This is a genomic window from Pseudomonas sp. Pseusp18 (assembly GCF_059506005.1).
The window spans coordinates 884,656-910,216 of record NZ_CP169240.1 but is presented as its reverse complement, the minus strand read 5'-3'; the positions used below and the strand labels follow the sequence as shown (position 1 = coordinate 910,216).

Sequence of the window (25,561 nt, the reverse complement as noted above, 5' to 3'; positions counted from 1 at the left end):
CTATAAGAATAAAGTTGAATTATGTCTAACCAAGCCTCCAAGCCCTTGCGGCGCGTCAGCATCCTGGCTATCGACCGGGTTTTCGCTTCCACCCTCATGCAAGCCAAGGATTTCTTCCATCTGGCCAGCCTGCGCTATGGCAAACAACTGGGCCACGGCCTGACACCGGCGTTCGAAACCCGGCTGGTCAGCCCCGACGGCAAACCGGTGAACAGCTTCAGCGATGTGATCATGCCGGTGGATGGCGACCTGGAAAATGCCGACGTCATCATCCTCCCCGCCTTCTGGGACGATTTCGACACACTCTGCAAACGTTATCCACAGGTCCTGCCGTGGCTGCGCGAACAACACGCCCGCGGGGCAGTGCTGTGTGGCGAGGCCACGGGGGTGTTCTGGCTCGCCGAAGCCGGGCTGCTCAACGGCAAGGAAGCGACCACGTACTGGCGCTTCTTCAATGCTTTCGCCGAGCGCTTCCCGCAGGTTCAGCTCAATCAGGACAAACACCTGACCGACGCCGACAACCTGTATTGCGCTGGCGGCACCACCTCGGCCTGCGACCTCTACATTTACCTGATCGAGCGCTTTTGCGGCGCTAACGTGGCCCAGGCCGTGGCCCGCGACATTCTCTATGAAGTGCAGCGTAGCTATGCGCCGGGGCGGATCGGTTTCGGCGGGCAGAAACTGCACCAGGACGTGATCATCCTGCAGATCCAGCATTGGCTCGAAGAGCACTTCGCCGATAAATTCCGCTTCGAAGACGTAGCCCGCGAACACGGCATGAGCATCCGCAACTTCATGCGGCGCTTCCAGACCGCCACCGGCGATAAACCGCTGCATTACCTGCAACGCCTGCGCATCGAGACCGCCAAGGGCTTGTTGTCCGGCAGCCGCAAGAGCATCAAGACCATCAGCTATGAAGTCGGATACGACGATGCGAGCTTCTTCGCCCGGCTGTTCCGCCAGCACACGGAACTGTCGCCGAACCAGTATCGGCAGCAGTTTCAGCAGGCGGCATAGCACAGCGTAATCGCACCACCATGCTTCTTCGGCGCAAAGGAGATCGATAAAGATCGCAGCCTTCGGCAGCTCCTACGCGGTGTACGGCATGCCCCTGTAGGAGCTGCCGAAGGCTGCGATCTTTTGATCTTCGCCCATAAAAAAGGGCCTGCATTGCAGGCCCTTTTTATTTTCCGAAATGTCCTACGGCTTGTGCGCCCGGGACAGGAATTCGTGAGACTGCATTTCCAGCAAGCGGCTAAGCGTGCGCTGGAACTCGAAGGTCAGGCGACCGCCGGTGTAGAGGTCTTTAAGCTCGACTTCGGCAGAGATGATCAGCTTCACGTTGCGGTCGTAGAACTCGTCGACCATGTTGATAAAGCGTCGGGCGATGTCGTCGGTGGTGACGCTCATCTGCTCGACGCCGCTGAGCAACACGGCATGGAAGATCTTGCCCAGTTCGATGTAGTCGTTCTGGCTGCGCGGGCCGTCGCACAGTTCGCGGAAGTCGAACCAGGCCACGTCATCGCAGGTGCGCACGGCGCGGATTTCACGGTTCTCGATCATCAGCACGTCGTTCTCGACGGCAGCCGTGCATTCCGGCGTCAGGGCCCGGAAGCTCTTGCGCAGGCTTTCCTGGGCGGCTTCGTCCAGCGGGAAGTGGAACAGCTCCGCTTGCTCGAGGTGACGCAGACGGTAATCGACGCCGCTGTCGACGTTGACGATTTCGGTGTTCTGCTTGATCAGCGCAATGGCCGGCAAGAAGCGCGCACGTTGCAGGCCGTCCTTGTACAGACCGTCCGGCACGATGTTCGAGGTCGCGACCAGGGTCACGCCGTTCTTGAACAGTTCTTCCATCAGCGTGCCAAGGATCATGGCGTCGGTGATGTCGGAGACGAAGAATTCATCGAAACAGATCACTCGCGTTTCGTCGGAAAAGCGCTTGGCGATGATCGTCAGCGGGTTTTTCTCGCCGCCCAGAGTCTTCATCTCTTCGTGCACGCGCTTCATGAAGCGGTGGAAGTGAGTGCGGGTCTTTTCCTTGAACGGCAGCGCTTCGAAGAAGGTGTCGACCAGGTAAGTCTTGCCGCGACCCACGCCACCCCAGAAGTACAGGCCCTTGACCGGCGCCTGGTCCTTCTTGCCAAACAGTTTGCCGAGCAGGCCCGGTTTGTTCTGCGAGGCCGCGACCAGATCGTCGTACAGGCGCTGCAAATGACGCACTGCCGTTTCCTGCGCAGCATCGTGGAAGAATTCCGGGCGTTTCAGATCAGCTTGGTATCGTTCTAGGGGCGTCATAATTCGTTAGCAAGGCAACAAAAACGGGGCGTCACTGTAGCGACGGCCCGTGGGAATGGCAATCGGCCCTTGGTCGGACCGAACCGTTGTTTATTCCTGAACCGGTGTCAGCGCAACACGCAATGCGCCGATGGCAGCATCGCGAGCAGCACTGTCGGCGAAGGCCGGACTGTCGGCCACACACTCGCCTTCCAGCCAGACGCTGAAGTTCAGGTCTTCACTGCGCACGTCCAATGGCTGGCCGGATTGCAGTTGTTTGGTCACCTGACCTGCGGTTTTGCCATCGGCGAAGTGCCGCGACAGCAGCAGCTGCTCACCATCAGCCGCCAGCAGACGGAAACGGAAACTGCCATCGTCTTCACGGAAGCTGACAAAACGCGCGGCTTTCGCGGCTTTCTTCTTGGTGGTGGCAGCGACTTGAGTCTGGGCGACGAAAGAACGCAGGCCGACCGCTTCACGCAACTCGTTGAGAAACGGCGTGGCCACTGCACGGGCCTTTTTCGCGCCGTGCTGCAGGATGTCTTCCAGATCCGCCGGACGCTCGATCAGTTGGTGATAACGCTCGCGGGACTCGCCCAACTCGTTGTCCAGCAATTGGAACAGGCGATTCTTCGCCTCGCCCCAACCCAGGCCCTGGAGCAATTCGCTGCGGAATTCGTCGGCTTGTGCCGGTGTAGCGAAGGCCTGGAACAAGGTGAACAGGTGCGAGTTGTCCGGATCTTTGGCTTCGCCCGGGGCACGGGAGTCGGTCACGATCCGCGAAATCGCGTCTTTCATCTCTTTGGCGCTGCTGAACAACGGAATGGTGTTGTCGTAGCTCTTCGACATTTTGCGACCGTCGAGGCCTGGCAGCGTAGCGACACTCTCCTCGATCAGCGCTTCGGGCATGGTGAAGAACTCCTTGCCCTGGCCGAACAAGTGGTTGAAGCGCTGGCCAATGTCCCGGGCCATTTCCACGTGCTGGATCTGGTCACGGCCGACCGGCACCTTGTGAGCGTTGAACATCAGGATGTCCGCGGCCATCAGCACCGGGTAGCTGTAGAGGCCCATGGTGATGCCCGCATCCGGGTCTTCGCCGGTCTCAACGTTTTTGTCCACCGACGCCTTGTAGGCGTGGGCGCGGTTGAGCAGGCCCTTGGCGGCCACACAGGTCAGCAGCCAGGTCAGCTCCGGGATTTCCGGAATGTCGGACTGGCGATAGAACGTCACACGATCCACGTCCAGGCCACCGGCCAGCCAGGTCGCGGCGATTTCCAGACGCGAGCGCTGGATGCGCTGCGGGTCATCGCATTTGATCAGGGCGTGGTAGTCGGCCAGGAAGTAGAACGAATCGGCATTGCTGTCACGGCTGGCGAGGATCGCCGGGCGGATAGCCCCGGCGTAGTTGCCCAGGTGCGGCGTGCCGGTGGTGGTAATGCCGGTGAGAATACGGGTACGAGTCGTCATGGGTAATCGCTTGTCAGACTGCAATCAATTCGAAAGACGCGGCAGGATCAGATCCTTGAGATCGGTCAGCTTGCCATGAAAAAAGTGTCCGCATTCTGCCACTTTCAGCAGCTCATGGGGGCGATCGAGTGCCTCGGACCAATCGTAAACGAGTTGCGGATCGATCACTTCGTCGGTTTCCGGCTGGATCAGGGTCAATGTACCTTGTTGCGGCAGTTGATCCTGATCGCCCAGACGCATGACGGCAGGCGCGACCATGAACAGATGCTTGAGTTGTTCGCCCTTGGCTTCCAGGCGTCCGCCGAGACTGGCTGCAACAAAACCGCCGAAAGAAAAACCGAACAGGCTCAGCGGCAATTCCGGGTGTCTGGCGCGAAACCATTCCGCGACAGCCTGGGCATCATCGACTTCACCGCTGCCCATGTCGTGGGAGCCTTCGCTGGCACCGACGCCACGGTAGTTGAAGCGCAGGGTGATCAGTCCGGCGTCGCGCGCGGTGCGCTGCAGGGTCGAGACCACTTTGTTGAGCATGGTGCCGCCTTGCACCGGGTTCGGATGGCAGATGAGCGCCAGGCCGCGCGGCTGCTCGTTGTCCAGGTACAGTGCTTCCAGTTGGCCGACCGGGCCATCAATCACTACAGGGGTTTCGCGCATAAGCAAGGAAGGAACTCCGTGACCTCGAATCGGGTCGACTCGTCTAGCAAATTGTCTGTGCCAATCTATTGCGAGTGAATCGCGGTATACAGCGCAGGTTCGAGCCGTTAACGTAAAGCAAAGCCGTTTATAGAGGAAGGACTCGTGGAACACTCGCTCTTAGTTTGGTTGTTGCCGACTCTTGCCCTGGTTGTGGGTGTCGCCATTGGATTCCTGATCGCTCGCCTGGTGCCGAATGCCGCTCCGAGCAGCACACAACGTCAGCTGGATGACATTCAGGAACGTTTCGACAGTTATCAGAACGAGGTGGTCACCCACTTCAACAGCACTGCAAACCTGGTCAAGAAACTGACTCAGAGCTATCAGGAAGTGCAGGATCATCTCGCCGAGGGCGCCAACCGTCTGGCCCTGGACGAGCAGACTCGCCAACGCTTGCTGGCTGCCCTGCACGCCGACGCGGTGCAGGCTCCACGGGAACGCCTGACGCCGCCGCGCAATCAGGAACCGCCTCGCGATTACGCTCCCAAAGCCCCGAACGCGCCGGGCATGCTCGATGAGCATTACGGCCTGAAGAAGTAATCAGGTTTCGCGCACCACAAAAAGCCCTCGGACGAGTGATTGTCCGAGGGCTTTTTTTATTCTGAAGTTTTCATCGCCTGAACAAGCGGCACAAAAAATGCCCGATCCTTTAAGGATCGGGCATTTTCATTTCAGGGAGAGGTCAGCCTCTCATGGGTACTGCTGAACAGTGCCTTGCTGTTGCTGGCCGCCGTATTGCTGGCCCGGAATCGCCTTCAGGTTGACCTCGACGCGGCGGTTCTGTGCCCGGCCATTGGTATCACCGTTGCTGGCAATCGGGTTATCCGGCCCGGCACCACGTGCCGACAGGTTGGCGCCGCTGACACCCTGGGAAGTCAGGTAGGTCGCCACGCTCTGGGCGCGACGCTGGGACAGGTCCATGTTGTGCTGGCGGCTGCCGGTGCTGTCGGTGTAGCCGACGATCTCGATCTGGTTCTGGTTGAACTCCTTGAGCGAGCCCGCCAGGTTGTTCAGCGGCTGGTAGAAGCTTGAGGCAATGTTCGCCGAATCGGTGGCGAACGTGATGTTGCCCGGCATGATCAGCTTGATCTGATCGCCCTGGCGCTGCACCTCAACCCCGGTGTTGGCCATGCTGGCGCGCAGCTTTTTCTCTTGCTGGTCGGCGTAGTAACCGTAACCGGCGGCAGAAGCACCCACCACGGCGGCGCCAATCAGCGCGCCCTTGCCACGGTTATCGTGACTGATGGCAGCACCGGCTAGCGCACCGGCCAGGGCGCCAAGGCCACCGTATTTGGCGGTTTTGCTCATGCCCGTGGAGCTGCCATCGGCCTGCCCCTGGTTGTCATAAGGGTTCGGCGATGCACAACCGGACAACAGAGCCACTGCAGTAGCGACAACGATCAAACGACGCGAGGTGAACATGGAGGAGCTCCTACTTTTTTGCATTCTGTGGTGCAACGGACTTAAGCAATGAACCTTTGCGGGCGTTGGATCACTGGCAATGACAAAAATTCCGTCAGAGCCCTTCAAGCTCTTACAAAGGGGTTACCGCGCATTTCATCGCCCAGACAGGTGTCCGGGCCATGCCCGGCCACCACGGTTGCCTCTTCGTCGAGGGTATACAACCGCTGCTTGATCGATCGCACGAGTGTTGCCTGATCACCACCCCACAAATCCGTGCGCCCTACCCCACGCTTGAACAGCGTGTCACCGGCAATCAGCAGCTTAGCCTCTGAAAACCAAAAGCTCATGGAACCTGGCGTATGACCCGGCGTGTGCAACGCCACGCCACACCCGCACGCCAACTCTTCATCATCGGCCAACCAGCGATCCGGCGATGGCACCGGGGTGTAAGGCACACCGAACATCTGGCACTGCATCTCCAGATTGTCCCAGAGAAATTGATCTTCTTTATGCAGGTGCAGGGTCGCGCCGGTTTTCTCCTTCAACTGGCCGGAGGCCAGGAAGTGATCGAGGTGTGCGTGGGTATGGATGATGCTGACCACCTTCAGGCCCAGGGCGTCGAGACGGGCGAGGATCAGCTCGTGATTGCCGCCCGGGTCGACCACGATGGCCTTTTTGGTGATCGGGTCGCCGATGATTGTGCAGTTGCACTGCAAAGGGCCGACGGGGAAGGTTTCGCGGATGAGCGTTGGAGCGATGACGGTCATGGGCAATCCTGAGCAAACACTGGAGTTCCGGCTTCACGATTCTACGTCACTCGCCGATACAGATCGCAAGGTCAGCAATTTGACGCCACCAAATAAAAAGTAGCGGCCTTTTGATATCAAACTCATAGATTCTCATGCAAAATCGTATTTTTTGTAGCGGCCGCACTCAGGAAGGGCCGCAGACCTCATCTAGGAATGTCCCATGCCACGCCCTCTCAGCTACTCGTTTACCTCGTTTACCAGTATGACCGGCAATAAGTTCGTCGACAGCTTACTCGCGGATGATCATTGGTATGGTCCGCGCTGGCACGAGCAAGGCACGCCAACAATGCTGACCTATAGCTTCGCTGGCACGGGCTCCTTATTCGCCCGAGACTACAGTCCATCGAATGAGTATGAAAACGGCTACTCATTGACTGGAGCACAACAAAGCGCTGTCACCAGTGCCTTGGGGGGGTGGAGCGCTGTGGCCAACGTGCAGTTCTCTCTCGTTCAGGAAACTGTCGTCAATGTGGGTGACTTACGCTTCGGCGGCTATTACGGGATGGACAGCAAGTATGCCGCCTGGGCCTATTTCCCTGACACGACCCCTGCGGGTGGCGACGTCTGGATCGGCCCATCGACCAATGACCCTTCTCCCGTCAAAGGCTCGTTCGATTACCTGACCTTTGTGCATGAAATCGGTCATGCGCTGGGTCTCAAGCATCCATTCGACACAACCCCCGACAACAAGCTGGTGCTGGACCCATCGCTTGATGACGTGCGGTTCACGGTCATGAGCTACAACGACTCCTATTCGTACCAACCCACCACCCCAATGCTGCTGGATATCCTCGCCATTCAAAGCCTTTATGGCGCCAACACCCAATGGCAGGCCGGGAACACCGTTTACTCGTGGGCCCCCACGCAGTCGGTGTTCGAAACCATCTGGGATGCCGGCGGGAACGACACAATCGACGCCAGCAACCAGTTGGCGGCAGTGCGCATCAACCTCAATGAAGGTCAGTTCAGCCAGATCGGCAAAGCGTTCACCGACCCGAATGGCGATGCTTTCAATGAAGGGCTGGCGATTGCTTATGGCGCGAAGATTGAAAACGCCTATGGCTCGGCTTTTGATGACTCGCTGATTGGCAACTCGCTGGGCAATTTACTCAACGGCATGGCCGGCGCGGATACCATGGATGGCGGTGCAGGTAATGACAACTATGTCGTCGACAACACCGGCGATGTGGTCATTGAGCGGAGCACGTCGATTTCGGAGATCGACACGGTCTACTCCTTCATCGATTACACCCTGGGCAGTAACCTCGAGAACCTGACACTGCTGGACGGCGCCAACCTCAACGGCACCGGCAACGCCCTGAACAACGTGATCACCGGCAATAACGGCAACAACATTCTGGACGGCGGCATCGGTGCCGACTACCTGGCTGGCGGTACCGGTAATGACACCTACATCGTCGACAACATCCGCGACGTGATTGTTGAAACCAGCACCCTGGCCAGCGAAATCGACATTGTGCGCTCTTCGGCGACCTTCACCCTGAGCGCCAACCTGGAAAACCTCACGCTGACCGGCGCGGCCAACATCGATGGCATCGGCAACGCCCAAAACAACGTGATCACCGGCAACGATGGCAACAACCAACTCGTTGGCGGCGCCGGTCTCGACACCCTGATCGGCGGCAAGGGCAACGACGACTACGGCCTCGATCAGGCCGGCGAGCTGGCCCTGGTCCAGGAAAATGCCAACGAAGGCACCGATACCCTTTACATCACCTACGCCGCCACGGCACAGACCAGCACGGTCGACCTGAACCTGAGCAACCTGCATAACGTCGAGAACGTGCTGTTGCTCGGCACCGGCGCTTTTACCGTACTCGGCAACGACCTGAACAACACCCTGACCGGCAACAGTGCTGACAACGTCCTCAATGGCGGCCTCGGTGCCGACCTGATGATCGGCGGCGCCGGCAACGACACCTACGTCGTCGACAACCTCGGCGACGTGATCATCGAGACCAGCGCCCTGGCCAGCGGAATCGATACGGTTTCGTCCTCTCTCGATTACACCCTGGGCAGTAACCTGGAGAACCTGACACTGTTGGGCGCAGCCAACCTCAACGGCACCGGCAACGCCCTGAACAACGTGATCATTGGTAATACCGGCAACAACATCCTGGACGGCGGCATCGGTGCCGACACCCTGGCCGGCGGTACCGGTAACGACACCTACATCGTCGACGACACCCGCGACGTGATTGTTGAAACCAGCACCCTCGTCGGCGAGATCGACACCGTGCGCTCTTCGGCGACCTTCACCCTGAGCAACAACCTGGAAAACCTCACGCTGACCGGCGCGGCCAACATCGATGGCATCGGCAACGCTTCGGACAACGTGATCACCGGCAACGATGGCAACAACCAGCTCGTTGGCGGCGCCGGTCTCGACACCCTGATCGGTGGCAAGGGCAACGACGACTACGGCCTCGATCAGGCCGGCGAGTTGGCCCTCGTCCAGGAAAATGCCAACGAAGGCACCGATACGCTCTACGTTCTCTACAACGCCACGGCACAGGCTGATGTCGTCGACCTGAACCTGAGCAACCTGCAGAACGTCGAGAACGTGCTGTTGCTCGGCACCGGCGCTTTTACCGCGCTGGGCAACGACCTGAACAACACCCTGACCGGCAACAGTGCTGACAACGTCCTCAATGGCGGCCTCGGTGCCGACCTGATGATCGGCGGCGCCGGCAACGACACCTACGTCGTCGACAACCTCGGCGACGTAATCAGCGAGACCAGCACCCTGGCCAGCGAAATCGACACCGTGCGCTCTGCGGTGACCTTCACGCTGGGCGCCAACCTGGAAAACCTCACGCTGACCGGTTCGGCCAACATCGATGGCATCGGCAATGCCCAAAACAACGTGATCACCGGTAACGATGGCAACAACCAGCTCGTTGGCGGCGCCGGTCTCGACACCCTGATCGGCGGCAAGGGCAACGACGACTACGGCCTCGATCAGGCCGGCGAGCTGGCCCTGGTCCAGGAAAATGCCAACGAAGGCACCGATACCCTTTACATCACCTACGCCGCCACTGCACAGACCAGTACGGTCGACCTGAACCTGAGCAACCTGCAGAACGTCGAGAACGTGCTGTTGCTCGGCACCAGCGCTTTTACCGCGCTGGGCAACGGCCTGAACAACACCCTGACCGGCAACAGTGCTGATAACGTCCTCAATGGCGGCCTCGGTGCCGACCTGATGATCGGCGGCGCCGGCAACGACACCTACGTCGTCGACAACCTCGGTGACGTAATCAACGAAACCAGCACGCTGGCCAGCGAAATCGACACGGTTTCATCCTCCCTCGATTACACCCTGGGCAGTAACCTGGAGAACCTGACACTGTTGGGCGCAGCCAACCTCAACGGCACCGGCAACGCCCTGAATAACGTGATCATCGGCAATACCGGCAACAACATCCTGGACGGCGGCATCGGTGCCGACTACATGGCTGGCGGTACCGGTAACGACACCTACATCGTCGACAACATCCGCGACGTGGTCGTCGAGTCCAGCACCCTGGCCAGCGAGATCGATACTGTGCGCTCTTCGGTGAGCTACACGCTGGGCAACAACCTGGAAAACCTCACGCTGACCGGCGCGGCCAACATCGATGGCATCGGCAACGCCCAAAACAACGTGATCACCGGCAACGATGGCAACAACCAGCTCGTTGGCGGCGCCGGTCTCGACACCCTGATCGGCGGCAAGGGCAACGACGACTACGGCCTCGATCAGGCCGGCGAGCTGGCCCTGGTCCAGGAAAATATCAACGAAGGCACCGATACGCTCTACGTTCTCTACAACGCCACGGCACAGGCTGATGTCGTCGACCTGAACCTGAGCAACCTGCAGAACGTCGAGAACGTGCTGTTGCTCGGCACCGGCGCTTTTACCGCGCTGGGCAACGACCTGAACAACACCCTGACCGGCAACAGTGCTGACAACGTCCTCAATGGCGGCCTCGGTGCCGACCTGATGATCGGCGGCGCCGGCAACGACACCTACGTCGTCGACAACCTCGGCGACGCGATCATCGAGACCAGCGCCCTGGCCAGCGAAATCGATACGGTTTCGTCCTCTCTCGATTACACCCTGGGCAGTAACCTCGAGAACCTGACACTGTTGGGCGCAGCCAACCTCAACGGCACCGGCAACGCCCTGAACAACGTGATCATCGGCAATACCGGCAACAACATTCTGGACGGTGGCATCGGTGCCGACTATCTGGCTGGCGGTACCGGTAATGACACTTACATCGTCGACAACATCCGCGACGTGATTGTGGAAACCAGCACCCTGGCCAGCGAAATCGACACCGTGCGCTCTTCGGTGACCTTCACCCTGGGCGCCAACCTGGAAAACCTCACACTGACCGGTGCGGCCAACATCGATGGCATCGGCAACGCTTCGGACAACGTGATCACCGGCAACGATGGCAACAACCAACTCGTTGGCGGCGCCGGTCTCGACACTCTGATCGGCGGCAAGGGCAACGACGACTACGGCCTCGATCAGGCCGGCGAACTGGCCCTCGTCCAGGAAAATGCCAACGAAGGCACCGATACGCTCTACGTTATCTACAACGCCACGGCACAGACTGATGTCGTCGACCTGAACCTGAGCAACCTGCAGAACGTCGAGAACGTGCTGTTGCTCGGCACCGGCGCCTTTACCGCGCTGGGCAACGACCTGAACAACACCCTGACCGGCAACAGTGCTGACAACGTCCTCAATGGCGGCCTCGGTGCCGACCTGATGATCGGCGGCGCCGGCAACGACACCTACGTCGTCGACAACCTCGGCGACGTAATCAGCGAGACCAGCACCCTGGCCAGCGAAATCGACACCGTGCGCTCTGCGGTGACCTTCACGCTGGGCGCCAACCTGGAAAACCTCACGCTGGCCGGTTCGGCCAACATCGATGGCATCGGCAATGCCCAAAACAACGTGATCACCGGTAACGATGGCAACAACCAGCTCGTTGGCGGCGCCGGTCTCGACACCCTGATCGGCGGCAAGGGCAACGACGACTACGGCCTCGATCAGGCCGGCGAGCTGGCCCTGGTCCAGGAAAATGCCAACGAAGGCACCGATACCCTTTACATCACCTACGCCGCCACTGTCCAAGCCACGGGCCTGCCCAGCACGGTCGACCTGAACCTGAGCAACCTGCACAACGTCGAAAACGTGCTGTTGCTCGGCGCCGGCGCTTTTACCGTACTCGGCAATGATCTGAACAACACCCTGACCGGCAACAGTGCTGACAACGTCCTCGATGGCAGCCTCGGTGCCGACCTGATGATCGGCGGCGCCGGCAACGACAGCTACAGCGTCGATAACCTCGGCGATGTGGTCGTCGAGACCAGCACCCTGGCCAGCGAAATCGACACTGTCTATTCCTTGATCGATTACACCCTGGGCAATAACGTCGAGAACCTGAACTTGGTGGGCAGTACCAACCTCAATGGCACCGGCAACGCCCTGAATAACGTGATCAACGGTTACATCGGCGACAACATCCTGGACGGCGGCATCGGTGCCGACTACCTGGCTGGCGGTACCGGTAACGACACCTACATCGTCGACAACATCCGCGACGTGGTCGTCGAGTCCAGCACCCTGGCCAGCGAGATCGATACTGTGCGTTCTTCGGTGACCTTCACCCTGGGCGCCAACCTGGAAAACCTCGCACTGACCGGCGCGGCCAACATCGATGGCATCGGCAACGCTTTGGACAACGTGATCACCGGCAACGATGGCAATAACCAGCTCGTTGGCGGCGCGGGTCTTGATACCCTGATCGGCGGTAAGGGCAACGACGACTACGGTCTCGATCAGGCTGGCGAGCTGGCCCTGATCCAGGAAAACGCCAATGAAGGCACCGATACGCTCTACGTTCTCTACAACGCCACGGCCCAGACCAACACCGTCGACCTGAACCTGAGCAACCTGCACAACGTCGAGAACGTGCTATTGCTCGGTACCGGAGCCTTTACCGCGCAGGGCAACGACCTGAACAACACCCTCACCGGCAATGCCAATAACAACGTCCTGGACGGTGGCCTCGGCGCCGACATCCTCACCGGCGGCGCGGGTGCGGACAAGTTTGTGTTCAGTGCTGTGAACGAAATGGGCACAGGCGCCAATCGCGATGTCATCACCGACTTCAATAGCCTGCAAGGCGATAAAATCGATCTGACGAAGTTCGACGCCAATTTGCTGAGTGCTGGTTTCAACGGCTTCAGCTTTATCGGCGCGAATGACTTCACCGGTGCAGGACAACTGCGCTTCGTCGACCATGTGCTCTATGGCAACGTCAATGGCGACCTGGGCTCGGACTTCGAAATCCAGCTGGTGGGTGTCAATACCTTCGGTGCTAACGATTTGGTAGCCTGACGATTCGTCACGTAAGTAAATTCCAGCCTGTCATGCAGGCCGGAATGTACAAATGAAAACGCCCCGACTCGTCCGGGGCGTTTTCGTTTTTGTGGGGGACTGTTCTTGCGATGCTAAACCAACACCCCCAACTCCTTCGCCCGCGCCACCGCCTGCGTACGCCGCTCGACCCCCAGCTTGCTGTTGATATGGCTGGCATGGGTTTTAACGGTATGCAGCGAAATGAACAACTGCTCACTGATTTCCTGATTCGAACACCCCAGTGCGATCAGTCGCAGAACGGCCAACTCACGTGTACTGAGTTGTTCGGCGACTGGCGATGACTCCACCACCGAACGGGAAGCCATGACTGGGAGCTTTTCCAAGAGGTTTTGCGCAACGGCCGCCGGCGCACAGAGTTGAAGTTGCCCGCGCAGCCAGTCCGGGTGCTCGACCAGCAATCGGTCAAACGGTTGCAGGACGCCTCCGGCGGCTGCTTCCAGAGCCTGGACCAAGGCCTTGCGGGCCTCGGGCTCGCGTCCGCCTGCCAACAACAGTGTGACTTTCTGACTCAGTGCCATCACGCTGAGCATCTGCCGGCCGCTGCGCTGACCGTGTTCATGCAGCGCATCCAGGCGCCCCTCCGCGAGCATGAGCTGGCCCTTCATCATGTCCAGCACCGCCTGTTGCAACTCAATGTGCAGCGGCAGTTGCGGATGGAATTCCGGCGGTGCAGCCGGGCGCTCGCCGTTGTAGGTCTGGCCCAGTCTCGCAAGCCAGGCTTCAGCCAGATCGGTGCGGCCCTGGGCCAGCCAGAGTTCACATTTGACCTGGGTAATCATCGCCAGATAGTAGATCGGCGGGACATCCCAGATGTGCATCAGGCGCTCGGCCTCGGCAAGTTCGGCGAAGGCCTTCGCGAATTCGCCGATGTTGCCCTCCAGCCGGGCAATCACGCAGTGGCCGATCAATACGCTGATGTCGCGACAGGCCCGGGCTTCACCCAGCCCTGCTTGCAATCGCACCCGCGCAGCCTGGGGTTGCAAGCGCAGCGCCAGCAAAAAACCCTCGTACAAGGTCAGGCGCGCGCGCACCGCATAAAGCCGTTGTGGGGATAAACCTTGCAGGCGCTGCAGCCCCTGGCGAACTTCGTCCAGCGAACGCAGAATCTCCCCGCGCGCTTGCAGCACGCGGGCGCGGTCGTAATGGGCCAGCGCTTCAAACAACGGATTGCCGACCCGTTGCGCCAGCTCAAGGGACTCACGATTCAACCCCCTCGCACGCCAGAGGTCGCTGTCGGCAATCGCCAGATTGGACAATGTCGACAGGCACATCAGTCGCTGCCCATACCGTTTGGCCGGCAGGCTATCCAGCGCTTCGGTGCAATAGAGCATGGTCAGCTCGCGATTGCCTCGCCCCCGGGCAATGATCCCGCTCAGGGCCAGCCATTGCGCCAGCATGGATTTTTGCGCAGTAGCCGACGGTGCCGGCAGGAAGCGGCTCAGGTGACTGGCCAGCTCCTCGGCGGCGTCCAGTTGACAGGCCAGCCCCAATGCCCAGCTGTAGAGCACGATCAACCGTGGCGTGCTGATTAACAGACTATCGGGCAAGTCCATTTTCCAGCGCAGCAGCATGCCGACGTTCTGCTCGGCCAGCAGTTGCTCTTCAGAAAGGTTTTGCACCAGATTCGCCGCGACATCCAGATGCCCGGCGCGCAACGCCTGCTCCACCGCCTCATCGAGCAGCCCTTGGGCGTTGAACCAGCGGCAGGCGCGCAGGTGCAGACTGGCCGTCGGCACCATCGCCTGGGCGGTGGGCCGGCTGCGCAGCAGATCGGAAAAAAGGTGGTGATAACGATACCAGTGACCGTGTTCGTCCAACGGCACCAGAAACACCTGATGCGCCAGCAGGAAACGCAGGATCTCGGCGCTGTCATGGGCTTCGCGCACAGCGTCGCACAGCTCACTGCAAAAGCGTTCCTGGGGCGCGGTGTCGTACAGGAATGACTGCACCTCGGCGGGCAGGCAATCGATGACTTCTTCGAGCAGGTAGTCGCGAATCAGCCCTTCCCCGCCGTACAGCGACTGGGGCAATGCCCCCTCACTGCCCGCCTCGGAGGCCGCCAATAGCCAAAAGCGCAGCCCTGCCACCCAGCCTTCGCTGCGCTGGATCAAACTCTCCAGCGCCTCGCCACGCAATGAAATGCTGTGTCGATCAAGCAGGCTCAGGGCTTCATCATGGGTCAACCGAAGATCCTGCTCATGCAACTCGAGCAGTTGCCGCGACAGCCGCAGGCGTGCCAGATGCCAGTCCGGGCGCTGCCGACTGGTGACCATGACCAACAGGCCATCGGGTAAATGATTGAGGAAAAACTGCAGACAACGATCGAGCACCGGGCCCTGGGCCAGATGATAGTCATCAAGTACCAACAGCAGCGGCGTGTTGGGTGAGAGGTGCACGGCCAGTTCATCGAGCAAACCGTCCAGCCATTCTTCAAAAGCGAACGGTTGATGACGTTGGCGCATTTTCAGCAGCCCCAACGCCTGGCTGCCCAGTTGTGGAAAGTAGTCCTGAAGACCTTCGAGCAGGCGCTCAAGAAAACGGCCGGGATCACTGTCCCGCAGACTCAAGCCCAGCCACAGGCTTTGCCAGTGATCTGGCAACCCCTGACAAAACTCCACCGCCAATGAACTCTTGCCGAACCCTGCCGGCGCGCTGACCAGCAACAGCCTGCCACCGAGACCTGCACTCAGGCGCTCGCACAGACGCGGCCGCAGCACATGGCCGGCAGGCAGCGGGGGCCGGAAAAAGCGCCCGTCCAGTGCCGCGACGGCAACGCTTGCAGGGCCCGGAAGTGGAGACAGATCAGTCATGGCCGGCTCTTGTTTGAAATACTGATGGCGGCGTTACAGATGTCCGCAGCCTAGCGGTAAACGAAGAGCTATTGAAGGTTATTGCTACAAATGGCTACAAAAAGACTACGAGCAAAAATGTCGGTAAACCGGACAACCACACCGGACAACGATCTTTATGAACTGCCCAAAAAAACGCCCCGAACCAGTCGGGGCGCTTTTTCGAGGATGCGGCCTCGGGTTACAACGTTTTAGCGAACGCCTTCCTGACGCAACGCGGCCGGAGTGAAGTCGGCGGTGCTGGCGGTGAAGCCGAAGTTATAGGCCGACTTCTCTTCGTTCTTCATGCCCAGTGCCAGGTAGCGGCCCGATTGCAGGTCGTACAGGGTTTCGAGGGCGTACCACGGCACTTGCTTGTCGTAGTAGTTCTCGGAGTGAGCCTCGGCGACGCGCCACAGTTGCCCGCGACCGTCGTAGTGGTCGACCACTGCCGCCTGCCAGGTGTCTTCGTCGATATAGAAGTCACGTTTGGCGTAGATATGACGCTGACCTTCCTTCAGTGTCGCGACCACATGCCAGACCCGGCGCAGTTCATAGCGAGCCAGGTCCTGGTTGATGTGACCAGCCTTGATGATGTCGGCGTACTTCAGCTGTGGCGAATCGAGCTTGTAGCTGTCGGAGGCGATGTACATCTCTTTCTTACCTTCGAGCTTCCAGTCATAGCGATCCGGCGCACCGTTGTACATGTCCAGGTTGTCGGAGGTACGCAGGCCATCGGCAGCGGTACCCGGCCCGTCGTAGGACACTTGCGGCGCACGACGCACACGGCGCTGCCCGGCGTTGTAGACCCACGCCGAACGCGGCTCTTTAACCTGGTCGAGGGTTTCGTGCACCAGCAGCACACCACCGGCCAGACGAGCCGGCGCGGTCACTTTCTGCTTGAAGTAGAACAGAATGTTGCCCGGGTTCTTCGGGTCGTAATCCTTCATCCTGTCGCGGAACACGAACTGGTCCTCGAAGTACACCAGGCTGAACGAGCCGTTCGCCTGCGGCGTGGCCTGGGTTATCAGACGGGTCACACTGCCGCCGCGATAACGGGTGATATGGTTCCAGATGACTTCAACGCCACTTTTCGGAATCGGGAACGGGATCGCGGTTTCGAAATTCTCCAGACCGTTACCGCCGGACACCAGATTAGTGTTGGTGGCGTTCTTCTTGATGGAGGCAAACACGTCATCCGGCACGGTGGCACCGCGATGGGACGGGTAAACCGGCATCTTGAAGGTTTCCGGGTAGCGCTTGAACATCGCGTACTGGCCCGGCGCAAGCTTGTCCTTGTACTGGTCAACGTTCTGCGCGGTGATGGTGAACAGCGGTTTTTCACTCGCGAACGGATCAGACAGAAAACCCTTGCTGTCCACGCTACCGGCGTTTTTTGGCATCGGTTTCCAGGCCGGGATCGAGCCGTCGGCGTTGCCTGCCATCTCGGCCCCCATCGGGGTCAGGCTCTTGCCCAGCTTGTCCGCTTCGGCCGCAGGGACCGCCGCCATGACAGCGGTCGCCAGCAGCGAAAGCCCCAGAACACCAACATGGAACAGACTCTTTGTTATTTTCATAAATGTGTTCGTCCTGAAAATGCAGTGCTTAGAAGTTCACGCCGAAGCTGAGCGCAACGAAGTCGCGGTCATCTACGGTGGTGTACTTGCCGTCAAAGAAGTTGGTGTACGCCAGGCTCGCGGTGTAGGTGTTCTGGTATTCGGCATCGAGCCCCAGGCTTACCGCTTTACGACCTTCCTCGAAGTTGCCGCCAGGGCCTGGCGAGTAACCGCTCACGTCGTGGGACCAGGCCACGTTCGGCTTGAGGTTCACACCGGCGAATACGTCGGGGTATTCCCAAATGGCCCGGGCGCGATAACCCCACGAAGTGGCCGTAGTGAAGCCGTCGTCGTTGCAATTGCGGCTGCGGTTATTGGTAGCGGCACCTGGGCCGGCACCGTTGATGGTGCTGGTGTTGAGGATCGCCGAGCAGGTATCGAGGCCACCGGTGGACGGCAGTTCACCAGGCCCGTAGACCGGATCGCGGCCGTAACGGACGTCGGAGCTGCTTTCCAGGCCGCCGACGTGGGTCACGCCCAATTCGCCCACCAGGGTCAGACGGCTGGCGCCCATGACCTGATCGAAGAAGTGCGTCAGGGTGGTCTGGAACTGGGTGATTTCCTTGCGGCGATAGCCGTGCAAGTCCTGACCCGGCACACCATTAAGCAGCGAAGCATTGGTCAGGGCGCCGCCCAATGGACGCACGCCGGCGAACAGAATGTCGGTGGAGTTGAGCTGCACCGGCGCGTTCGGACGGTAGCTAAGCTCACCGCTCCACGCCGTGCCGGTAGGCAAGGTAGTGGAGAAGCTCAAGCCGTAGAGGCGGATGTCTTCCGGGTATTCGACGAAGTAGTTCGAGTTACCCGCGACTACCAATGGCGCAAGAGCCCGAAGCGCCCCCGGCAAGGCCGCTGCCCGTGCATAGGCCGACGCTGGAGCACCCGTGGCGCTGAAGATCGGCGCACGGCTGTGATAGTTCATGAAGTAGGCGCCGAACTCGGTATCCAGCGGCTCAAACATGTATTTGAGGGACGCGCCCCACTGGCCACTGTCCCGAGCATCGCGATCCGCGCCACGGCGCACCAGCACACCTTCTTGGTTGACGTCGACACCCAGCCTGGTCAGTGTCGGCAGAGCGGCGGCCGGAATGGTCGAGCGCTTGTTCAGCACGCGCAGGTTGTTGTCGCAACCGTCGGCAATGATGTCGGGCTGGGAGAAAAAGGTGCCGCAGTTATCGACGACGGTCTGGTCCCATTCCAGTTGATAGAAGGCTTCGGCCGACAGAGTGTCGGTGAGGCTCTGGGACACGTAGAACATGTTGACCGGAATCAGACCTTCCTTGACCTCGGCGCCTGGGCGACGGAACGCGGACACGTCGATCGGGTTGATCGAGTTGATGCCACCACCGATGAAAGTACTTTCACCCCAGCTCACAACCTGCTTGCCCAGGCGCACGGACCCCGGCTGATCGGCAATGGAGTAGTTGTGGTAGACGAAGGCGTCGAGGATCTCGCCGCCGGAGGATTTGGCGCCTTCCTTGCGGTTGCTGTCGCTGATGTCCTTGAACTCACGGCTTTCATCCTTGAGTTCGAAGTCGTACCAGTATTTGCCTCGGACGAAGACACCGGTGTCGCCGTATTTCAATTCAAGATCATGAATGCCCTTGAAGATCTTCGAGAAGGTTTCGCCACTCTTGAAGTTGGCGTGACCGTCATCGGACGTCTGGGACAGGCCATGGCCCCCGTTATTGACGCCGATCAGGTTTTTGTTGGGACTCTGAGTAGACCAACTGGCTCCGATCGACAGGGATGAGTCGAATTGACCTTCGATTTCACCAACGTTGAAACTGACGCCGAATGCGGGCCCGGCGAGCGAAGAGGCAAGACTGACCGCCAGGGGCAGTTTCGCCCGGCGCCAGAACTGGTTTACTGATGTCATCGACGCTACTCCATGTGCATTATTGTTATGGCTTAGTACTTTTAAAAACGCTGTGGGTAACCGGAAGCCAAGCGGTCCGAAGTCACTCCAAAGTTGCATCGCCCCGTTTATTGCGTGAGCTCCGTTCTTAAAAATCCTTGAGCGGACTATAGCCAGCAGGTAGTAGTGCTTGATCCCTCTAAAGTGTGATTTGCGCTGCCGGCCACTCTGGAACAGTCCTTTCGCCAGTCCGACATATGTCGGCACGGCAAGGATGGCTGAAAATTCGGATTTCACAAGCCAAGCGCTTGCTTGGTGGCTCTGGCGTGCCCTTTCGGGCACGCCAGATGACGCTTAAAGCGTCGAGAGGAAGGTGCTGTTGTTGGCCTGCCATTCGGTGATGTCGACGCGGATACGCTTCTTGTCGAGCTTGCCGACGCTGGTCTTGGGAATTTCAGTAACAACGGCGATCTGACTCGGGATAGCCCACTTGCTCAGGTGCCCCTGTTCAACGTACGGCTTGAGGTGCTCCTTGAGTTCCCTGGCCCCGATCTGATGCCCTTCGCGAACCACCAGCAGCGCAAATGGGCGCTCGCCCCACTGTGGATCGGCGATGCCCACCACTGCTACCTCGCGTACCGCAGGGTGGCGACTGATCAAGTCTTCCAGGTCCAGGGAAGAGATCCACTCGCCACCGGTCTTGATCACATCCTTGATCCGGTCACGGATGTCGATCACGCCCATGCTGTCCAGGGTTGCCACGTCGCCGGTGTGCAGCCAGCCCCCGGCCCAGAGCTCGGCGCCTTTTTGCGGCTCGTTGAAGTAACCCTCGGTGAGCCACGGCGCACGCAGCACCAGTTCGCCCTGGGTTTCGCCATCGGCTGGCAGGAAGTTGCCCTCGGTGTCGACGATTGCCGCCTCAACCAACGGCCCCGGCACACCCGCCTTGATCCGGTAGGTGGTGCGTTCGTCTTCGGTGCCAGCCATCAGCTCATCGTTGAGGTGAGCGCAGGATACCAATGGCCCGGTTTCCGACATGCCGTAAGCGGCGGTCAATTGGATGCCCTTGGCCTTGGCGGCGTCGTACAGCGCATGGTTGAGCGCACTGCCGCCGATGACGATTTTCCAGCCACCGAAATCGACGTTTTGCGCCGCCTTGGCATTGAGGACCATTTGCAGGATGGTCGGCACGCAGTGGGAAAAGCTCACCTTCTCCTTGCGCCACAGCTCCACCAGATACTCGGGGTCGTAACGGCCCGGATAAACCTGCTTGAGCCCGAGCATGGTCGCCACATACGGCAAGCCCCAGGCGTGCACATGGAACATCGGGGTGATCGGCATGTACACGTCGTTGGTGCCCAACAGCCGCACGCTGTCGATGGCGCCCATGATGGTCGACACGCCCATGGTATGCAGGACCAGTTGCCGATGGGTGAAATACACGCCTTTGGGGTTACCGGTGGTGCCAGTGGTGTAGAACGTGGTGGCCACCGAGTTTTCGTCGAAGTCCTGGAAGTCGTACTGCGGGCTCGCCGCGGCCAGCAGTTGCTCGTACTCGCCGACAAGGTTCGGCAACTCGGCAGTCTTTTCCGGCAAGTCGGTCAGCAGCAGGGTTTTCTCCACCGTGGTCAGGTGCCCCGCAATTGCCTTGTACAACCCGACGAACTCGCTGTTGACCAGCACAAAGCGGTCCTCGGCGTGGTTCATGGTGTAAAGAATCTGTTCTGGCGACAGCCGCACGTTGATGGTGTGGATCACCGCGCCGATCATCGGGATAGCGAACATGCACTCCAGGTAGCGATGGCTGTCCCAGTCCATTACCGCCACGGTATCCCCGGCCTTCACGCCGGCTTCTGTCAGCACATTGGCGAGCCGTGCGACCCGCTCGATCAGGGTCGGATAGCTGTAGCGCAACTGATCGCGATAGATGATCTCCCGAGTTTTTTCGTAACGGGCGCCGGACATCAGCAGCCGTTTAATCAACAACGGATACTGGTAAGCGCCCTCGGCTGGAGGAATAACGCGAGTCTGCAACATAAGAGTCCCTTTTTGACTGCACAGTCTTGGCTGCTAAAGCTAAGCACTCTAGAGGCCTTGAACGCCAGCCAAATCAGCCAAAGGTATGATTTGCAGAGCCGTACAAATGCTAGCTTTGCGCCAGCATTTGCGAGAGTTCGTCAACCGTTACGCCATTTTTCCTACGCCAGCCTCGGCTGGTGTCCGGGGGAAAACCATTGCAGCCACGAAGGTCAACGCCGCAATACTCGCCAATATCAGGTAAAGGCCTACAAAACCTTGGCGCGGTTCGACGAACGAAATCAGCGGAATCGCGGTAGCACTGGCACCGAACGATAAACAGTAACGCAGCGCGAAGACTCGGGATTGCCATTGCGGCGCGACAAAGTTGGCGACCATCGCATCATTCACCGTGACCTGGCCAAACACCACGAACATGAACGCCGCACCCAGCACGATCACGGCCCAGCCGTCGACATAGGCCAACCCGAACAACAGTGGCGCCTGGCACAGCGTCAACACTATGAACGGCCATTTCAAACTGAAACGATGCAAGACCCGGCCGATGCTCAACTGCGCCACGGCGCCGAAGGCATACGCCAGGCTGACCACGACGCCAAGGATTTGCGGTGAAGTAAACAAATCGTGCAGGCGTTCCTCAAACAATTTCGGATAGGTCATGGTCGTGGCGTTGAACACCACACCGCCGGTCGCGGTGGCCAAGGCCAGTACGCCGAACACCATGACCATGGAAATCCGCTGGCCAGCCGCATCTTTGAGCGGTGTGTGCGCACGCTTGGGGATCGGTTCTTCGCGCACCTGAAACGCGAAACCGATGCCCAGCCCAATCGCCACCACGCCAGGCAAAACGAACGCCGAACGCCAGCCGAGTTGCGCCACCAGCAACCCGGTGATCAGCGCCGAAAACGCCACGCCAAGGTTGCCCCACATGCCGTTGATACCGATTTCACGGCCCCGGTTCTGCGCGTAAGCCACCAGCATCGCGGTGCCCACCGGGTGATAGATCGCGGCGAAAATACCGATCAGCGTCAGGCCGAGTACCAGCATCGGTGCGCTGCTGCTCACGCCGGTAAAGATCGCCGAAGCGCCAATGCCGAAAAAAAACACCAGCATCATTTTCCGTCGGCTCCAGCGATCCCCCAGCCAGCCGGCCGGCAGCGAACAGGCGCCAAAGGCAATAAAACCACCGAGAGACAGGCCGATCAGCACGGCGTAGTCCTGCGCGAAGGCCTGGGTCATGCCGAGAACGGCGGCAGGGAAAATCAGCATGAACATGTGATCGATCACATGGGCTGCGTTGATATAGCGGAGGACATTTCTGGACTGGTTCATCGCGGCACGCTTACGTTGTAGTGAGCGGCTTATGCTAAGTTGGCGAAAAAGAGTAATCCTGACAACAAAGTCATTGGATCTGACATGTTAATCAGCCATTTCCTGCACGGGCCGGTCAGCGCCTATCCGCGAGACTACGTGGATGGTGCTCACCAGGAACTGCATCAACACCGCGAAGCTCAGTTGCTGTACGCCGTTTGCGGCACCATGCGAGTGGTCACTGCGCAAGGTGCCTGGGTCATTCCACCAACCCGAGCCGTGTGGATTCCACCATTGGTGGCGCATGAAATTTTCATGTCGGGCGAGGTGCGCATGCGTTCGCTGTTCATTGCCCCCGAACTGTCGCCGCCAACGCTGCAGCAGTGCTGCGTGCTGGCCGTCACGCCGCTGCTGCGCGAGCTGATCCTGCGCGCGGTGCAAGGTCCGCGACACGCGGAAAACTCATTGATTCAGAAGCTGATGCTGGAAGAGATCGCCAGCCTGGAAAACCTTCCGCTACACATTCAAATGCCCGAGGACCGACGCCTGCAGGGCATCTGCATGGCGCTGCTGCGCGCACCGAATCACTCCAACACCCTGGAAGACTGGGCGCAACAGGTCGGCGCCAGTTCTCGAACCTTGGCGCGGCTGTTCCAGCAGCAACTGAAGATGAATTTCAATGCCTGGCGCCAGCAACTGCGCCTGATGGAAGCACTGCCGCGTCTGCTCGCCGGGGAAAGCGTGCAGAGCGTGGCGCGCGATCTGGGCTACGGCAGTGCTCGGGCGTTCAGCGCAATGTTTCGCCGTTTGCTCGGGGAAAACCCTCGGGAATACCTGAACGCGCTGAACAAATTGAGCGAACTCAATCCCCCATAGACGCTCAGCACTGTCAATGCATCTCGGTGAACGCGAGTTTCACGCCGATGGCGATCAGCACCGCGCCCATCGTCCGGTCGAACCAGTGGCCCATGCGGGCGAAACCGGCGCGCACGCGTTGTTGACTGAACAACATCGCTACCAGGCAAAACCAGAGCGCCGTTGCCGCTGCCAGATAGATCCCGTAACCGGCCTGTACCGCCAACGGCGTGTGCGGGTTGATCACCACGGTGAACAGCGACAGGAAAAACAGCGTGGCTTTCGGGTTCAGGCCATTGGTCACGAACCCCGCAGTGAAGGCGCCCCGCGCGGTGCGCTCACCCGCTTCCTGGTGCAGATCGTCAGCCGCAGGTTTGGCCGGTTGCGCGCGCAGGGCCTTGTAGCCGATGTACAGCAGGTACGCGGCAGCGGCCCATTTCAAGGCGTTGAACAGCACGATCGACTGAGACACGATCAGCCCGATCCCCAGCAGCGAATAACCGACGTGCAGGAAAATCGCCGAGCCAACGCCCAACGCCGTCCAGGTCCCGGCACGGCGACCGTGAGTCACGCTCTCTCGCACCACCACGGCGAAATCCGGGCCGGGGCTTGCAACAGCCAGCAGGTGAATCAGCGCAACGGTCAAGAATTCTGTCCAGTACATGGGGGCTCCTTTTGGGCAGGTCGATCAATAAAAATCTTCGAGGCAAACCTCACCTATTTGCCACGTTTCATATCTGTGGCGAGGGAGCTTGCTCCCGCTGGGTTGCGCAGCGGCCCTAACCCAGGCGACCGAGTATTGTCAGGCATACCGCGTTATCCGGTTTGCGACTGCTTCGCAGCCGAGCGGGAGCAAGCTCCCTCGCCACAGGTTTTGTGCCAGACCAGGCACTACATTCATCTGGTAGGCTCGGCAGATTACGCCTTCAGTTCAATGCACAAAAGGTACAGTTGATGACGAACTCTCGCCGCGCCGTTTTCCTCGACCATCCGTCCCTGGACCTCGGCGATCTCGACCTCAGCCCACTACGCGAGTGCTTCAGCGACTTGCAGCTGTTCGCCCAGACCACGCCTGCGCAGGTGATCGAACGCCTCAAAGGCGCCACTGTCGCCATCACCAATAAAATCCTGATTGATGCGGCGGCCATGGCGGCCAGCCCCGAGTTGAAGCTGATCCTGATTACCGCCACCGGCACCAACAACGTCGACCTTGCTGCAGCCCGCGCCCACGGAATCACTGTTTGCAATTGCCAGGGCTACGGCACGCCGTCGGTGGCTCAGCACACGATCATGTTGTTACTGAACCTGGCGACGCGCCTGGGCGACTATCAAAAAGCCGTCGCCGAAGGTCGCTGGCAACAGGCGAAACAGTTCTGCCTGCTGGATTACCCGATCGTCGAACTCGAAGGCAAAACCCTCGGTTTGCTCGGACACGGTGAGCTGGGCGGTGCCGTCGCGCGGCTGGCCGAAGCGTTCGGCATGCGCGTCTTGTTGGGGCAGATTCCGGGCCGCCCTGCCCGCCCGGATCGCTTGCCGCTGGACGAACTGCTGCCGCAAATCGACGCCCTGACCTTGCATTGCCCGCTCAACGAACACACCCGACACTTCATCGGTGCCCGTGAACTGGCCTCGATGAAGCCCGGTGCTTTCGTGGTCAACACCGCGCGCGGCGGCTTGATCGACGAACAAGCATTGGCCGACGCCCTGCGCAACGGCCACTTGGGCGGCGCGGCCACCGACGTGTTGAGTGTCGAACCACCGACTGCGGGCAACCCGCTGCTGGCCCAGGACATTCCACGGCTGATCGTCACCCCGCACAACGCTTGGGGCAGCCGCGAGGCACGGCAGCGAATCGTTGGCCAGTTGACGGAAAACGCTCAGGCTTATTTCAGCGGTAAAGCGCTGCGGGTCGTCAGTTGATAAACTGCGGCACTTTTTTT

The 25,561-nt window shown here is 59.8% G+C and carries 16 protein-coding genes; 5 read left to right on the top strand and 11 right to left on the bottom strand.

Annotated elements, in window-relative coordinates; genetic code table 11:
* Positions 1-120 precede the first annotated feature (120 nt).
* Positions 121-1,017 carry a GlxA family transcriptional regulator gene (locus tag ACEN9A_RS03920; protein ID WP_258674137.1) on the top strand — a complete coding sequence of 299 codons (897 nt, stop codon included), beginning with the start codon at positions 121-123 and terminating at the stop codon, positions 1,015-1,017.
* Positions 1,018-1,200: 183 nt separating this feature from the next.
* On the opposite strand, the gene zapE is transcribed toward ACEN9A_RS03920, so the two are convergent.
* The 3 genes from zapE to ACEN9A_RS03905 form a co-directional block, all read right to left on the bottom strand.
* Complete coding sequence (gene zapE, locus ACEN9A_RS03915; RefSeq protein WP_019582361.1) at positions 1,201-2,295, bottom strand: cell division protein ZapE; 1,095 nt, start codon at positions 2,293-2,295, stop codon at positions 1,201-1,203.
* 90 nt (positions 2,296-2,385) lie between these two features.
* Positions 2,386-3,741, bottom strand: a complete 1,356-nt coding sequence (locus ACEN9A_RS03910; protein WP_258672390.1) for a tryptophan--tRNA ligase — start codon at positions 3,739-3,741, stop codon at positions 2,386-2,388.
* A gap of 24 nt (positions 3,742-3,765) precedes the next feature.
* The gene (locus tag ACEN9A_RS03905) at positions 3,766-4,395 is read right to left on the bottom strand and encodes an alpha/beta hydrolase (protein ID WP_258672389.1); all 630 of its coding nucleotides are present in this window, start codon (positions 4,393-4,395) and stop codon (positions 3,766-3,768) included.
* A 144-nt stretch (positions 4,396-4,539) separates the two neighbouring features.
* Here ACEN9A_RS03905 and ACEN9A_RS03900 point away from each other — a divergent pair, with 144 nt between their 5' ends.
* The gene (locus ACEN9A_RS03900) at positions 4,540-4,974 is read left to right on the top strand and encodes a Z-ring associated ZapG family protein (protein WP_258672388.1); all 435 of its coding nucleotides are present in this window, start codon (positions 4,540-4,542) and stop codon (positions 4,972-4,974) included.
* A gap of 150 nt (positions 4,975-5,124) precedes the next feature.
* Here the strand turns inward: ACEN9A_RS03900 and ACEN9A_RS03895 are convergent, their stop codons facing one another.
* Positions 5,125-5,856: a YiaD family glycine zipper/OmpA-like lipoprotein gene (locus ACEN9A_RS03895; RefSeq protein WP_007939811.1), complete on the bottom strand. Its 732-nt coding sequence runs from the start codon at positions 5,854-5,856 to the stop codon at positions 5,125-5,127.
* A 104-nt stretch (positions 5,857-5,960) separates the two neighbouring features.
* Complete coding sequence (locus tag ACEN9A_RS03890; RefSeq protein WP_258672387.1) at positions 5,961-6,605, bottom strand: MBL fold metallo-hydrolase; 645 nt, start codon at positions 6,603-6,605, stop codon at positions 5,961-5,963.
* A 202-nt stretch (positions 6,606-6,807) separates the two neighbouring features.
* Here ACEN9A_RS03890 and ACEN9A_RS03885 point away from each other — a divergent pair, with 202 nt between their 5' ends.
* Positions 6,808-13,074, top strand: coding sequence for a M10 family metallopeptidase C-terminal domain-containing protein (locus tag ACEN9A_RS03885; protein WP_413388026.1), 6,267 nt, complete (start codon positions 6,808-6,810; stop codon positions 13,072-13,074).
* 113 nt (positions 13,075-13,187) lie between these two features.
* Here the strand turns inward: ACEN9A_RS03885 and ACEN9A_RS03880 are convergent, their stop codons facing one another.
* From ACEN9A_RS03880 to ACEN9A_RS03860, 5 genes are all read right to left on the bottom strand, one after another.
* Positions 13,188-15,926, bottom strand: coding sequence for a winged helix-turn-helix domain-containing protein (locus ACEN9A_RS03880; RefSeq protein WP_019651174.1), 2,739 nt, complete (start codon positions 15,924-15,926; stop codon positions 13,188-13,190).
* A gap of 230 nt (positions 15,927-16,156) precedes the next feature.
* Positions 16,157-17,521, bottom strand: coding sequence for a DUF1329 domain-containing protein (locus tag ACEN9A_RS03875; RefSeq protein WP_258672384.1), 1,365 nt, complete (start codon positions 17,519-17,521; stop codon positions 16,157-16,159).
* A gap of 28 nt (positions 17,522-17,549) precedes the next feature.
* Positions 17,550-19,439 carry a DUF1302 domain-containing protein gene (locus tag ACEN9A_RS03870; protein WP_019651172.1) on the bottom strand — a complete coding sequence of 630 codons (1,890 nt, stop codon included), beginning with the start codon at positions 19,437-19,439 and terminating at the stop codon, positions 17,550-17,552.
* Positions 19,440-19,772: 333 nt separating this feature from the next.
* Entirely contained in the window at positions 19,773-21,455 is a 1,683-nt protein-coding gene (locus tag ACEN9A_RS03865) for a fatty acid--CoA ligase (RefSeq protein ID WP_019651171.1), read from the bottom strand.
* 147 nt (positions 21,456-21,602) lie between these two features.
* Complete coding sequence (locus ACEN9A_RS03860) at positions 21,603-22,787, bottom strand: MFS transporter (RefSeq protein ID WP_258672383.1); 1,185 nt, start codon at positions 22,785-22,787, stop codon at positions 21,603-21,605.
* 84 nt (positions 22,788-22,871) lie between these two features.
* On the opposite strand from ACEN9A_RS03860, the gene ACEN9A_RS03855 reads away from it, so the two are divergent.
* Positions 22,872-23,642 carry an AraC family transcriptional regulator gene (locus ACEN9A_RS03855; protein ID WP_019651169.1) on the top strand — a complete coding sequence of 257 codons (771 nt, stop codon included), beginning with the start codon at positions 22,872-22,874 and terminating at the stop codon, positions 23,640-23,642.
* A 13-nt stretch (positions 23,643-23,655) separates the two neighbouring features.
* Here the strand turns inward: ACEN9A_RS03855 and ACEN9A_RS03850 are convergent, their stop codons facing one another.
* A complete protein-coding gene (locus ACEN9A_RS03850) occupies positions 23,656-24,285 on the bottom strand; it encodes a LysE family translocator (protein ID WP_019582369.1) in 630 nt (209 codons plus the stop codon).
* A 290-nt stretch (positions 24,286-24,575) separates the two neighbouring features.
* Between ACEN9A_RS03850 and ACEN9A_RS03845 the strand changes: the two genes are divergently transcribed.
* Entirely contained in the window at positions 24,576-25,541 is a 966-nt protein-coding gene (locus tag ACEN9A_RS03845; protein ID WP_204125520.1) for a 2-hydroxyacid dehydrogenase, read from the top strand.
* The last annotated feature ends 20 nt before the right edge of the window (positions 25,542-25,561 follow it).

Coding starts and splice junctions, on each gene's coding strand:
- zapE (WP_019582361.1), bottom strand. CDS start 2,295: ATGACGCCCCTAGAACGATACCAAGCTGATCTGAAACGCCCGGAATTC.
- ACEN9A_RS03910 (WP_258672390.1), bottom strand. CDS start 3,741: ATGACGACTCGTACCCGTATTCTCACCGGCATTACCACCACCGGCACG.
- ACEN9A_RS03905 (WP_258672389.1), bottom strand. CDS start 4,395: ATGCGCGAAACCCCTGTAGTGATTGATGGCCCGGTCGGCCAACTGGAA.
- ACEN9A_RS03895 (WP_007939811.1), bottom strand. CDS start 5,856: ATGTTCACCTCGCGTCGTTTGATCGTTGTCGCTACTGCAGTGGCTCTG.
- ACEN9A_RS03890 (WP_258672387.1), bottom strand. CDS start 6,605: ATGACCGTCATCGCTCCAACGCTCATCCGCGAAACCTTCCCCGTCGGC.
- ACEN9A_RS03885 (WP_413388026.1), top strand. CDS start 6,808: ATGCCACGCCCTCTCAGCTACTCGTTTACCTCGTTTACCAGTATGACC.
- ACEN9A_RS03880 (WP_019651174.1), bottom strand. CDS start 15,926: ATGACTGATCTGTCTCCACTTCCGGGCCCTGCAAGCGTTGCCGTCGCG.
- ACEN9A_RS03875 (WP_258672384.1), bottom strand. CDS start 17,521: ATGAAAATAACAAAGAGTCTGTTCCATGTTGGTGTTCTGGGGCTTTCG.
- ACEN9A_RS03870 (WP_019651172.1), bottom strand. CDS start 19,439: ATGACATCAGTAAACCAGTTCTGGCGCCGGGCGAAACTGCCCCTGGCG.
- ACEN9A_RS03865 (WP_019651171.1), bottom strand. CDS start 21,455: ATGTTGCAGACTCGCGTTATTCCTCCAGCCGAGGGCGCTTACCAGTAT.
- ACEN9A_RS03860 (WP_258672383.1), bottom strand. CDS start 22,787: ATGAACCAGTCCAGAAATGTCCTCCGCTATATCAACGCAGCCCATGTG.
- ACEN9A_RS03855 (WP_019651169.1), top strand. CDS start 22,872: ATGTTAATCAGCCATTTCCTGCACGGGCCGGTCAGCGCCTATCCGCGA.
- ACEN9A_RS03850 (WP_019582369.1), bottom strand. CDS start 24,285: ATGTACTGGACAGAATTCTTGACCGTTGCGCTGATTCACCTGCTGGCT.
- ACEN9A_RS03845 (WP_204125520.1), top strand. CDS start 24,576: ATGACGAACTCTCGCCGCGCCGTTTTCCTCGACCATCCGTCCCTGGAC.